This window comes from Parvimonas parva, assembly GCF_045866535.1.
GTDB lineage: Bacteria > Bacillota > Clostridia > Tissierellales > Peptoniphilaceae > Parvimonas > Parvimonas parva.
Genome location: NZ_AP038371.1, coordinates 243,819 through 256,754, shown reverse-complemented (window position 1 = coordinate 256,754; position 12,936 = coordinate 243,819). Strand labels below are relative to the sequence as shown.

The following is a 12,936-nucleotide window of genomic DNA, read 5'->3' as shown; positions in this document are numbered from 1 at the left end:
GTACTTATATTTTTACAATTAAAAAGTAAAATTATTACTTCGCAATAAACTCTAAAACTGCCTCTAAAGTTTTTTCCATATCAGCAATTACTAAATATTCTTCTATTGTATGAATCTTATACATTCCAACGCCTAAAATCACAGAATTAAATCCATTTTTCAAGTAAATATTACCGTCGCAACCTCCACCAATTTTAATTGGTCTTGATTTAACACCAACTTTTTTATAAGCGTCCAAAACTCTATTAAGCAAAATATTTCCGTCAATTTGTTTTAGTGGTGGATAATCGTATTCTATGTTAATATCGCATTTAACTTCAAAGTCTTTTGCAGTTTCTTCAAAAATATTTACATAATTATCAACATTTTCTTTTGCCTCATCTTCATTCAAACATCTAACTTCCATTCTGATTTTACAATCTTTCGGAACGACATTTGTAGGAAATTCAGAAACAATACTACCGATATTTGAAGTTGTATGGTCGTTAATTCTTCCTATCTTCATCTTTGAAATAGCATTACTCATTGCAACAATGGCACTTCTACCTTTTTCAGGCTCTATCCCTGCGTGAGAAGAAACTCCCTCATAATGCACATTTATCTTATACATACAAGGTCCTTCAACTGCGACAGTATCACAGCCACCACCGTTATCAAGAACAAGCATATCCTTTGACGGCATAAAATCTTGTGGAATTTCTTCCCATTTAATTGACTTTGCACCCAAAAGTCCAACTTCTTCAGAAGGAGTTATAACGGCAAAAACATCGCTATGTGGTAAATTGCTTTCAACCAAAGATTCAAAAGTTTCTAAAATGATAGCAACACCACCCTTGTCATCTCCTCCTAAAGTTGTAGCAGTTCTAGTTTTAACAAGTCCGTCCTCAACATAAACGTCCAAATCTTTTGAAGGCTCAACAACATCGATATGAGCAGAAAGAGAAATAGGTTTTAAACTTTTATCATCAGAATTTTTTTCAAGTTTTGCGATAATTACCGGAGTATTTCCACCATATTCACTTGAATGGTCATGTAAAATGTATTTAACCCCAAGTTTTTCTAATCTTTCTACTACATATTTCATAGCATTTATTTCATTTCTTGACGGAGAATAAATCTTTACCAAATCTAAAAATGTATCTAAAAGTCTTTCCTTATTCATCTTAAATCTCCTTTAATTTTTCAATAATTTCTTCAAGTTTCATTCCTCTACTACCTTTAACCATAATCAAAGTATCTTCTGAAATAATTTCCCTAACTTTTTCGATAACTTCGCCTTTAGTTTCAAAGTAGAAAAGATTTTTTACATTGAAATTTCTATTTGCTCCATTGTAAATTTCTTTTGCCAAATCCCCAACACAAATTACATAATCAATTCTATCTCTATCAATTTTTTCGCCTACATTAAAATGTAACTTTTCTTCATTTTCTCCAAGCTCCAACATATCGGAAAGAATTAAAATCTTATTTTTATATCCTTTCATAGTATAGACAGTTTCGATACAAGACATCAAACTTTGTGGATTTGACTTATAACAATCGTTCAAAATGTCAAAACTTGGCAAATGCATTAATTCCATTCTCATTCCTGTAAGTTTTACTTTTGAAAGTCCTTTTACAATACTTGCATAGTCCATACCCAAAAGTCCGGCAATAGTTATTGCAACCGAAACATTGTAGATTTGGTGTTTACCGATGAATGGAATACTATAAGCATATTCCCCTATTGAAAAACTACTTCCTGATTCGTCTGAACGAATTGGTCTAATGATTACGTCTGAATCTTCTCTAGTTCCAATCTTTATTACCCTTTGAGAAATTGAATATTCTCTTATAACTTCTCTTAAAATATCATCATCATTATTAAAAATGAAAATTCCGTCAGGCTTTAATCCCTCTAAAATTTCAAACTTTGCTCTTGCAATATTTTCTTTTGTTCCAAGCTCTAACAAATGACTATCGCCAATATTAGTAATAACGGCTATATCCGGATTTGCAATATTTGTAAGAACACTGATTTCTCCGAAACGTTCCATTCCCATTTCCAAAACAATAGCCTCATCGTCCAAGTCCATTTCCATAATAGTCTTTGGAACACCGATTTCATTATTAAGATTTTTTGCAGTCTTATGAACTCTAAAATTTTCTTCTAAAATTGATGCTAAAATATCTTTTGTTCCGGTTTTTCCATTTGAGCCAGTTATTCCGATAACCTTAGACTTTGTAGCCTTTAAATAGCTATTTGCAAGTTTTTGATAAGCCTTTAAAGTATCATCAACGACAATAATTCCTGCGTCAAGATAAGGAGTTGGGTGATTTTTATCCCACAAAGTTGCAATCGCACCTTTTTTTATAGCATCAAAAGCAAAAGTATGTCCGTCATACTTTGCTCCAACAAGTGGAATAAAAAGATTGTGAAGTTTTATATCACGAGTATCTGTTGAAACTCCCTCTACTATTACATCTTTCATACTTGTAGTAACTAAATTTCCGCCAACTATTTTGGCGATAGTTTCCAAAGTTGCTTTTAACATAATTACCCCCTATTTGTAGTCAAAGAATCTTTTTCTTTTTTATTTTCAATAGCAAGTTCGATTAACTCGTCCAAAAAATCGCTATAAGTTTTATCAAAAGTTTTCATATACATTGCCGGAGCCATAGAAACAGAAGTCATTCCCGGAATTGTATTAATTTCATTTACAAGCATTTTTCTGTCGCTATCTCTAACAAAAATATCAACTCTTGCAAATCCCTTACAGTTTGTAACAGCATAAGCTCTCTTTGCAACGGATTGAATTTCTTTAATTTCTTCTTCCGATAAATCCCAAGGAATAATATGATCAGTTGTTTCATCTAAATATTTTGCCTCATAGTCAAAAAACTCACGAGTAACCTTAACCCCACCTGGCAAACTTGCTTTTAAAACATTATTTCCCATAACTAAAACTTGAAGTTCATCTCCAATAACTGCCTCTTCAACTAAAACTCTATTATCATATTTAAAAGCTTCAATTAGAGCAGGTTCAATCTCTTCTTTCTTAGTTACCTTTGTAACTCCAACGCTTGATCCCGCATTACAAGGCTTTATAAAAGAAACTTCTCCAATTTTTTCTAAAATATTTTTTATTTGTGCATCTTTATCTTTATCAAACTCATACTTTGTAACCAAATAATATTCAGGTTGTAAAATTCCATTACCTGCAAAAACATCATTCGCAGTTCCCTTATCCATACAAACAGCAGAAGATAAAACATTATTTCCAACATAAGCAATATCCATTATATCGAAAAAGCCTTGAATAGTTCCGTCCTCTGAAAAAGTTCCATGCATTGCAGGGAAGAAAATTGCATTTTCATTTACAAAGTCATTTGCAAAAAACTTTGAAATAGAATCACAAACAGCCCCACTTCCTTCAAGTACAATTTCACTTTCATTTTCAATATTTTTTGTATTTTCTCCTAAATAATTCCAACGACCACATTTATCGACATAAATAGGAAATATTTTGTACTTATTTCTATCTAAATTATTTATAACGGACTTTGCTGTTAAAACAGAAATTTCGTGTTCTGCACTCTTTCCTCCATATAGTAAATATAAATTTTTCATAATAAAACTCCTTTTTAAAAATATAAAATATCACTCTATAGTATAACATAAATTGAGATTTTTTCATAATTTAAGAATTATTTTTCATTAAAAAAGTGATTTTAAAACAAATCACTTTTTTAAAATTAATATTATATTTTAAATTATCTAAACAATAATCAATAAACATCTAATTCTCAACTTTTCTATTTATTATTTTAAATTTTCCATCTCTTGATTTCATAAAGTATGAATGTACTAGGTAGAGTGAAAAATTCAATATTATCATCATAATTGATATATATGTGATTGGATGCAATCTACCAGCTACCTCTTTAAAGATTGGTGGTTCTGATAGGAATGCGTAATTGCAATTTGTAAAGTTGTTAAAGATTATTATAGCTATGTGTAAAAGATTCGTAAACACAAAAACTTCCATATATTTTTGGAATGAAATTTCTATTTCTTCAACAAAGAATATATAACAGCTTACCCAAAGCAAGAATATATGTCCGACAAAGAAACTTATCCAAGTATAATGCGGGAATATAAATTTATCCAGCTCTGGAGATAGTAATGCAACTATTGAGCCTACAAAACCTAAATAAATTCCGATTCTTTTAGCTTTGTTGCTATCAAAAAACACTCCATATATCAAGCATATAATCGCAACTCTACAATCATATAACGGTAGGCTTGTTTCTATTGAAAATGAGCCACTTGTTAGATACCATGTATATAATATAAATTGTTGTAAAAATAGTATAATAACAAAAATCTTTAAAATATTTTTATTGCTATTTTTAAATGTATCTCTATGTCTATAAATCAAAATTGCACCTATAAAGGCAATCAAGACAAGTGAAATATGTGTTGTTCCATATTTTACTATATCTCGTCCTTCAGGTTCAGACCTAAAGAAATAAACTATAAAATCTAAAAATCTTTCTAAAAAATTCAAAACTACTCTCCCTTACTAAAAGACCATGCGTTTTTTATCTGTGGTTTTAATCTTTCAAAAGTCCATGTATCATTTGTATTTTGTGGACTGTTCGGGTCATTTATTATAAAATTCCCTTGTTCATCAACCCCAACTAATACAATATAATGTCCGATTGTTGAAAAATCTCCTTTACCAACATTAACAATTATCGGTCTTCCACTTTTTAATTCGTTTTTATAAACTTGTTCATCATTTCCTACTTCTTTTACTGTTAGTCCATATTTTTTAGGAACTTCAGTAAAATATTTCCAACCGGTACCTGCTCCCTCTGCATATTCTTCATACTTTGCAAGTTCAACAGGCGTAATGGAATTATCTTTTGAAAGTCCTGAAACTACCATAGCCATACAAGTTGGGCCACAACCATTTATCGCTATATTTTCATCAGTATATTTTTTTTGTCCCCAACGTCTATCCCATTGTAAATAGTATGGAATACTTCTTTTAAAGTCAACACTTTCTCCGGTAAAATTATCTATAACTTTATTTTCTAATTTATCTTTTACAAAAAGTTTAGCAGATGGATTTCTGTAAAGCAAAGCTAAATACCCGATACTAAGTTTATTTTCGCTTTTTAAAATTTCTTTAATGTCTTTATCAGTGGTATTTTTTAACCCGTCACGAATAATCTTTTCGTTCAAAAGATTAATTTTATTTCCACCATTAACTTTAGTTGACAGCTTTTTTACATCTATTCCATTTGCATTTAAAGTTGTGTCTGTTTTGGTTGTAGTTTCTTCTTTTTTTGTTACATCAACTTTAATTTCTTTTTTAGAAAACGCAAAATTAAAAAACACAAATATCCCAAAGGTATAAAGTGCAAGAAAAACACCAAATTTTACTAACTTATTTTGTAAATTAGAATTCACTGGCTACTCCGTAATCGCAAGCATCTTCTTTGCTTGGTCGCTTGTAATTAATGCATCTATCATATCAGAAATATCTCCGTTTAAGAAACTGTCTAATTGATAAATAGTCATATTGATTCTGTGGTCTGTAACTCTTCCTTGTGGAAAGTTGTATGTTCTAATTCTTTCAGACCTATCTCCTGAACCTATTTGTGATTTTCTTGCATCAGCAATATCTTTATTTTGTTCTTCTTGGTATTTTTCATATAATCTTGACTTCAAGATTTTCATTGCTTTATCTTTATTTTTAAGTTGTGATTTTTCATCTTGACAAGTAACAACAAGTCCTGTCGGTATATGTGTAATTCTTACTGCAGAGTCTGTTGTATTTACACATTGTCCACCGTTACCACTTGCTCTATAAACGTCAATTCTAAGGTCATTTTGATTTATTACAACGTCAACATCTTCAACTTCAGGTAAAACTGCAACAGTTGCAGCAGAAGTGTGAATTCTACCACTTGATTCAGTAGCAGGAACACGTTGAACTCTGTGAACTCCACTTTCATATTTTAACTTTGAATATGCTCCTTGACCTTTAACTAAGAAAACTACTTCTTTGATACCTCCGACACCTTGTTCGGAAATACTCATTATTTCAGTTTTCCATCTTTGTTTATCAGCAAACATTCTATACATTCTTAAAAGGTCCTCAGCAAAAAGCCCTGCCTCATCTCCACCTGTACCAGCTCTAACTTCCATAAATACGTTCTTATCATCATTAGGGTCTTTAGGTAACAATAGGATTTTTAATTCTTGTTCTTCGCTTTCGATAGATTCTTCAAGCATCGAAATTTCTTCCTTAACAAGCTCTTTCATATCCTCATCTAAGCCTTCTCTTAACATTTCCTTGTTTTCTTCAAGTTCTTTTTTATGTTTAGAATATTCTTTATATTTTTCAATGATTGGTTTCATATCTCCATGCTCTTTAGCAAGTTTTTGCCAAACATTCATATCTTTCATAATTTCAGGGTCTATAATCTTTCTTTCAAGCTCCTCAAATTTTTCAATTAATAATTCTAATTTATCAAACAAAATATATCTCTCCTTTTAAACTTACAACTAATCAATTTATATTATATCACAATTTCTTTATTATAAGCAAATTAATGTAATAAAAAAGTTTTTCAACAAAAAAAGCTGTTATAAACTAATTATAAACAGCTTTTCTTTCTCTTTAATACAAAACCCTCTCCAAAAATTTGAATTAAATAATTTATCTAAAATTTAATTTAGACTTAACATTTTCAAGCATTCTTTGAACTGGAGCTTTTGAATTCATCATTCTTAATGCAGATCTAACTCCGTTAGCATCTTCTTTACTAATCGCTTTATTTTCTTCTAATTTTTGTAATAATTCTCTAACTTCTTGTTTTAAAGCAAAAAGTTCTTTATTTTGCATTTCTTTTTTAGTAAATGCATCTTCTGATTGTTTTCTGGCTCTTTCAAGAATTGCCCTAACTTTTTCAACACTTTCTGCTTTATTTACTTCGTCAGTTAATCCATTTCTTGTTTTGCTATCAAGATGAGTTTTTGAAATTGAAGTAACAACTTCATTTTTATATCTTTCTAATCTTTCAGCTTTAATTTGTTCCGGAGTTTTTACCTTAGCAGGTGTTGTTACTCTTGGAGTTTTAAGCTTATTTAATAAGTTCTTTAAAGCATATTCTGATCTCATCATCTTTGATGCGTTTTTAATTGCATTAGCATCATTTTGTGATATTTTGTGATTCTTAACCGCCTCATCGGCTTTTTGTTCAATTTCAGTTCTTAAATCTGAAATACTATAGACTTGTGCATTAGTTTGTTGTGCACCAAAAGCAAATGCAAATCCACACAATACTGATACCAATCCAACTGATAATTTTCTTGAAAGATATTTTTGTTTTGTATTTGCATTTTCTCTAGATATAATTTTCATATAATCTACCCCCTAAAATATTTTTGTCACAAAAGCGACCTTGTATATTATAAACCCATAACCTTAAAACAACCTTAAAAATATAAAAAAATTTAAAGCAAAAAAATAGCCATGTAAAAATTTTACATAGCATATCTTCCTATAAATTTTAAGTATGTGTACATTTGTAAATAATTATATAGTTGAAATATTTGACAAAATGAGATAAGCAATTATCTCATTTTTTTATAAAAAAATGAGGGCTTAGCCCTCATTAAAAATATCATATTACTATTTTTTTTCTTCTACTTTTTCTCCGTTAGCAGCTTTAACATTTTTTACATAGTTTTCAGCAGCTTTTCCTAATTTAATAACTTCAGCTTTATCCATTTTATCTTCTTTTACAGAAGAGATTAATGAAGCATATTTTTCTTCAATACTTTTCTTATCTGAGTCTTTTAAGTTAGGAATTGATAATTCAACAGCTTTTTGTTCTTCTAATGCTTTGATTGTAGCATTTTTTTCTTCATCAGAAGCCTTTTCCATTTTCTTTTCTTCTTTTTTGTCTTCTTTCTTTTCTTCTGTTTTTTTAGTTTCAGCAGGTTTTGATTGACAAGCAACCATTGAACCCATTAATAAAATAGCCATAGCAGAAATTAAATATTTTTTAATTTTCATATAAATACCTCCTAAAAATCTTCATCCATCAAGCATTATACTATAATAAAGTTTTTTTGTCAATCGTTTTTAAATTATTTCTTCAACAAGTTCTGCAATTTTATCTACTGAAAAACCTTCAGCAATTTCTTTCATATTTAACGCCATATATTCCACTCTTCTTCTATTTTTGTAGAATTTTTTTATTTCTTTTACAACAGATTCAACACCCTCTGCATAAACACCAATTTCTTCTTCAACAATGAAGTTTTTGTTTTCTTCTTCATGTCCCGGAATAAAGAAAGGAATTATAAGTGGAATATTTTTAACTATCGCCTCTGTAACTGTAAGTCCACCTGGCTTTGTAATCAAAATTTGATTTTCCTCCATAAGTCTTGCAATTTCGTTTGTATAACCTAAAACTTCAAGTCTGTTTTCATCGATAAATAAGCTATATTTTTTTTCTAATTTTTCTTTTAACTCTTCGTTTCTACCACAAACCATTGTTATCTTTACGTCTTTTGCAATATCTAAAATTGGCATAATATAATCGGAAAAATCGTCCATTCCCAAAGAGCCGAATACTGTTAAAATATTAAATCCGTCTTTTTTTTCATAATGTCTGATTTTAAAGCTATCGTCTATCGGAATTCCAAAAGCGCAAATTTTTTCTTTTTTTATTCCGTCCTCAATCATTTTATTTTTAGTAAATTCACTTGCGACTATATAATAATCTACATAATCACTAAAATACATTTTGTGAGTTACATAGTCTGTGATAACTGAAATAAACGGAACATCATAATATTCTTTTTGTTTTATATGCTCCATAACCCCTATTGCAAAAACATGAGTTCCTATAACAACATTAGGCTTTTTTTCTTCCAAAATCGGCAATATCTTAGAACTTAATATATTTAAAATCGGTTTTGAAAAGACATTTTGATGCGTAGTTAAATTTGTCCCCTTGTATATAAGTCCATAAATTTCAGGTGTCTTCGTTACAATTCCTAAATATCCTCCAACAAGCAAGCTGTCCAATTTTTCAGAAATTTCTTTTAACAAATCTATTTCTTCTACTTCAAATCCTCTTTTAACAAGTTTCTCTTTAATATTATTTGAGGCTTTATTATGTCCACCACCAAATGACGCTGTTAAAATTAATGCTTTTTTCATTTTAACCCTCACTTTATAAAAAGAGTCGGAAAAATTTTCCGACCCTTAAATTCTATTCTTCTACTGTTTCAACTTCTTTAACTTCTTCAGTTTCTTTTACTGTTTCTTCAGTTTCTTTTACTGTTTCTTCAGTTTCATTAGAATCTTCTACTTCTTCAGTTTTATTTTCTTCAAGAAGTGCCTCTTCCATAAGTCTATCTTCTTCTTCCATTGTTTCATAATCAATTTCGATTGATTTATAAACTTTCATACCTGTTCCAGCAGGGATAAGTTTACCTAAGATTACATTTTCTTTTAATCCTAATAAACCATCTGCTTTTCCTTTGATAGAGGCATCAGTTAAAACTCTAGTTGTTTCTTGGAATGATGCAGCTGATAAGAAACTTTCAGTAGCAAGAGATGCTTTTGTAATACCAAGAAGTACATTATCAAATGTAGCACCCATCTTGTCTTCATTTAACATTTCTTTGTTTACAGCCTCAACTTCTCTAAATGGAACTAAACTTCCTTCTAAGAAGTTAGTATCTCCTGAAGTATCAATTCTAACCTTTGATAGCATTTGTTTAATAATAATTTCAATATGTCTATCATCGATATCTACCCCTTGGCTACGGTAAACTTTTTGAACTTCTTTAGTGATATATTCTTGAACGCCAGTTGGTCCTTTGATAGCTAAAATATCATGTGGATTTATAGAACCTTCAGTAAGCATATCACCTGCTTTAATTTCCATTCCATCTTTAACTTTAATTCTAGCTCCATAAGGGATAGCGTAAATTCTTTCATCACCATCTTCAGCTGTTACAACTATATCATATCTCTTCTTATTGTCAACTAATTTTACAGTTCCGTCTATTTCAGTTATATATGCAAGTCCTTTTGGCTTTCTTGCCTCAAAAAGCTCTTCCACACGAGGAAGACCTTGAGTGATTCCAACGCCAGCGATACCACCAGAGTGGAATGTTCTCATTGTAAGCTGAGTACCAGGTTCCCCAATTGATTGAGCAGCAATAATACCAACAGCCTCCCCAATATCAACCGGATTTCCTGTTGCAAGGTTACGTCCATAACATTTTGCACAAACACCATGTTTTGCTTTACAACCTAAAACAGAACGAACTTTTAATTCAGTAATTCCAAGTTTTTCAACTTTTTCTGCAAGAACTTCAGTAATCATTTCATTTTTACGAATTAATATTTCTCCAGTAGTTGGATTTAATACATCTTCGAATGAATATCTCCCTACAATTCTATCTGCAAGTTTTTCAACGACAGCATTTCCGTCTTTGAAATCTTTAGCTAATACATATTCATCAGTACAACAATCATCTTCTCTAACAATCACATCTTGTGAAACATCTACAAGTCTTCTTGTTAAGTAACCGGAGTCGGCAGTTCTAAGCGCTGTATCTGAAAGTCCTTTTCTTGAACCGTGAGTTGAAATAAAGAACTCTTGAACAGAAAGACCTTCTCTAAAGTTTGCCTTGATAGGAATTTCTACGATTCTACCAGTTGCAGAACTCATAAGTCCACGCATACCGGCTAACTGTCTAATTTGGTTAATATTACCTCTGGCTCCGGAGTCCGCCATGATTGAGATACTGTTTGTAGGGTCTTGTCTTGAAACAAGTATTTTTGTAATATCTTCAGTCGCTTTTGTCCAAACGCTGATTACATATTCATATCTTTCTTGTTCAGAAACTAAACCATCTTTAAATAATTCTTCATAAGTTGCAATTTTTTCTTCTGCCTCTTTAAGAATTCCCCATTTTTCTTCCGGAACAATTACGTCATTCATTGAGATTGAAATAGCCCCAATAGTTGAGTATTTATATCCAGTTGATTTTATATAGTCTAATACTTCGGCAGTCTTGATATTTCCATGTTTTCTAAAACATTTATCTACAATTTTACCAAGCATTTTTTTATCGACAAGTTTATCAACTTCTAGTGAGAATTTATCTTTACTTCTATCAACAAAACCTAAGTCTTGTGGAATATGTTCGTTGAAGATAAATCTACCAACTGTTGATTTTACAATTTGACTTTCTCCTGTTTCTTCATCTCTATATAAAACATTAACTGTATCGTGAATTTTAACATTCTTTGTAGAATAAGCCTTAAACATTTCATCATAATCCATAAATGAACGAACAGCTTGTTCTTCAACAGTTCCACTTGTTAAATAGTATGAACCAAGTACGATATCTTGGGCAGGAGTTGTAATTGGCTTACCGTCTTTTGGAGCCAAAATATTATTTGTTGAAAGCATCAAAAGTCTTGCCTCTGCTTGTGCCTCTGTTGATAGAGGTAAATGGACAGCCATTTGGTCGCCATCAAAGTCGGCATTATATGCAGTACAAACTAATGGATGCAATTTTATAGCTTTTCCTTCAACTAAAACAGGTTCAAACGCTTGAATACCAAGTCTGTGAAGAGTCGGTGCTCTGTTTAAAAGTACAGGGTGGTCTTTGATAACTTTATCTAAGATATCCCAAACATTTGAATTTAATCTTTCAACATATTTCTTTGCACTCTTAATATTATGAACAACTCCATCTTCAACTAATTGTTTCATAATGAAAGGTTTGAATAATTCAAGTGCCATTTTCTTTGGAAGTCCACATTGGTGGAATTTCAAATCAGGCCCTACTACGATTACAGAACGTCCTGAGTAGTCAACACGTTTACCAAGTAAGTTTTGTCTGAATCTTCCTGTTTTACCTTTTAACATATCTGATAGAGATTTAAGTTCTCTATTTCCTGCTCCCGTTACAGCTTTTCCATGTCTTCCATTATCAATTAATGTATCCACAGCCTCTTGTAACATTCTCTTTTCATTTCTCATAATGATTTCCGGAGCATGAAGTTCGATAAGTTTTTTAAGTCTGTTATTTCTATTTATAACACGTCTGTATAAATCATTTAAGTCTGAAGTTGCAAATCTTCCACCTTCAAGTTGCACCATAGGTCTTAAATCCGGTGGAATTACAGGAACAACATCAATAATCATCCATTCAGGTCTGTTTCCTGATTTTCTAAATGCCTCACAAACTTCAAGTCTTCTTGAAAGTCTGATTTTCTTTTGACCTGTTGCATCTACAAGACCTTTTTTAAGTTCTTCTGAAAGCTCATCTAAATTAATATTTTCCAAAAGTTCTTTAACAGCCTCAGCACCCATTCCAACTCTGAAATTTTCAGAACCGAATTTTTCACAAGCCTCACCATATTCACCTTCAGTTAATAATTGTTTAACATAAAGGTCAGTGTCTTTTGCATCAAGTACAACATAATTTGCAAAATATAATATTTTTTCAAGTGCTCTAGGACTCATATCTAATATAAGTCCCATTCTTGAAGGTATTCCTTTGAAATACCATATATGAGAAACTGGAGCAACAAGTTCTATATGACCCATTCTTTCACGTCTAACTTTAGATTTTGTGATTTCAACTCCACATTTTTCACATACATTTCCCTTGTATTTTATTCTCTTGTATTTACCACAATTACATTCCCAGTCTTTAACCGGTCCAAAAATCTTTTCGCAGAAAAGTCCGTCTCTTTCCGGTTTTAATGTTCTATAATTTATGGTTTCAGGTTTTTTAACTTCTCCTCTTGACCAACTTCTAATCTTATCAGGTGAAGCCAATCCAATCTTCATTGCATCAAAATTATTTAATTCCAACAAGGAGTTCACTCC

General features: G+C 30.9%; 10 protein-coding genes. All 10 read right to left on the bottom strand.

Annotation, left to right across the window (positions count from 1 at the left end; all coding sequences use genetic code 11):
- Window positions 1-34: 34 nt before the first annotated feature.
- Window positions 35-1,162 (bottom strand): M20/M25/M40 family metallo-hydrolase, encoded by a 1,128-nt coding sequence (locus tag ACKTSI_RS01290; RefSeq protein ID WP_407862940.1) that lies wholly within the window; start codon window positions 1,160-1,162, stop codon window positions 35-37.
- A 1-nt stretch (window position 1,163) separates the two neighbouring features.
- Entirely contained in the window at window positions 1,164-2,534 is a 1,371-nt protein-coding gene (murF, locus tag ACKTSI_RS01285) for a UDP-N-acetylmuramoyl-tripeptide--D-alanyl-D-alanine ligase (RefSeq protein WP_407862939.1), read from the bottom strand.
- A 2-nt stretch (window positions 2,535-2,536) separates the two neighbouring features.
- A complete protein-coding gene (locus ACKTSI_RS01280) occupies window positions 2,537-3,610 on the bottom strand; it encodes a D-alanine--D-alanine ligase family protein (RefSeq protein ID WP_407862938.1) in 1,074 nt (357 codons plus the stop codon).
- A 169-nt stretch (window positions 3,611-3,779) separates the two neighbouring features.
- Window positions 3,780-4,550, bottom strand: coding sequence for a TIGR02206 family membrane protein (locus ACKTSI_RS01275; RefSeq protein ID WP_407862937.1), 771 nt, complete (start codon window positions 4,548-4,550; stop codon window positions 3,780-3,782).
- Window positions 4,551-4,552: 2 nt separating this feature from the next.
- Window positions 4,553-5,461, bottom strand: a complete 909-nt coding sequence (locus ACKTSI_RS01270) for a C39 family peptidase (RefSeq protein WP_201275507.1) — start codon at window positions 5,459-5,461, stop codon at window positions 4,553-4,555.
- Window positions 5,462-5,464: 3 nt separating this feature from the next.
- Window positions 5,465-6,535, bottom strand: a complete 1,071-nt coding sequence (gene prfA, locus ACKTSI_RS01265; RefSeq protein ID WP_068475125.1) for a peptide chain release factor 1 — start codon at window positions 6,533-6,535, stop codon at window positions 5,465-5,467.
- Between the two features lie 181 nt (window positions 6,536-6,716).
- The gene (locus tag ACKTSI_RS01260) at window positions 6,717-7,421 is read right to left on the bottom strand and encodes a YSIRK-type signal peptide-containing protein (RefSeq protein WP_407862936.1); all 705 of its coding nucleotides are present in this window, start codon (window positions 7,419-7,421) and stop codon (window positions 6,717-6,719) included.
- Window positions 7,422-7,691: 270 nt separating this feature from the next.
- Window positions 7,692-8,078 (bottom strand): hypothetical protein, encoded by a 387-nt coding sequence (locus ACKTSI_RS01255; protein WP_068475102.1) that lies wholly within the window; start codon window positions 8,076-8,078, stop codon window positions 7,692-7,694.
- 69 nt (window positions 8,079-8,147) lie between these two features.
- On the bottom strand, window positions 8,148-9,233 hold the full coding sequence (locus ACKTSI_RS01250; RefSeq protein WP_407862935.1) for an MGDG synthase family glycosyltransferase: 1,086 nt from the start codon (window positions 9,231-9,233) through the stop codon (window positions 8,148-8,150).
- Window positions 9,234-9,285: 52 nt separating this feature from the next.
- Window positions 9,286-12,924, bottom strand: coding sequence for a DNA-directed RNA polymerase subunit beta' (rpoC, locus tag ACKTSI_RS01245; RefSeq protein WP_407862934.1), 3,639 nt, complete (start codon window positions 12,922-12,924; stop codon window positions 9,286-9,288).
- Window positions 12,925-12,936: the final 12 nt, after the last annotated feature.

Coding starts and splice junctions, on each gene's coding strand:
- ACKTSI_RS01290 (WP_407862940.1), bottom strand. CDS start 1,162: ATGAATAAGGAAAGACTTTTAGATACATTTTTAGATTTGGTAAAGATT.
- murF (WP_407862939.1), bottom strand. CDS start 2,534: ATGTTAAAAGCAACTTTGGAAACTATCGCCAAAATAGTTGGCGGAAAT.
- ACKTSI_RS01280 (WP_407862938.1), bottom strand. CDS start 3,610: ATGAAAAATTTATATTTACTATATGGAGGAAAGAGTGCAGAACACGAA.
- ACKTSI_RS01260 (WP_407862936.1), bottom strand. CDS start 7,421: ATGAAAATTATATCTAGAGAAAATGCAAATACAAAACAAAAATATCTT.
- ACKTSI_RS01255 (WP_068475102.1), bottom strand. CDS start 8,078: ATGAAAATTAAAAAATATTTAATTTCTGCTATGGCTATTTTATTAATG.
- ACKTSI_RS01250 (WP_407862935.1), bottom strand. CDS start 9,233: ATGAAAAAAGCATTAATTTTAACAGCGTCATTTGGTGGTGGACATAAT.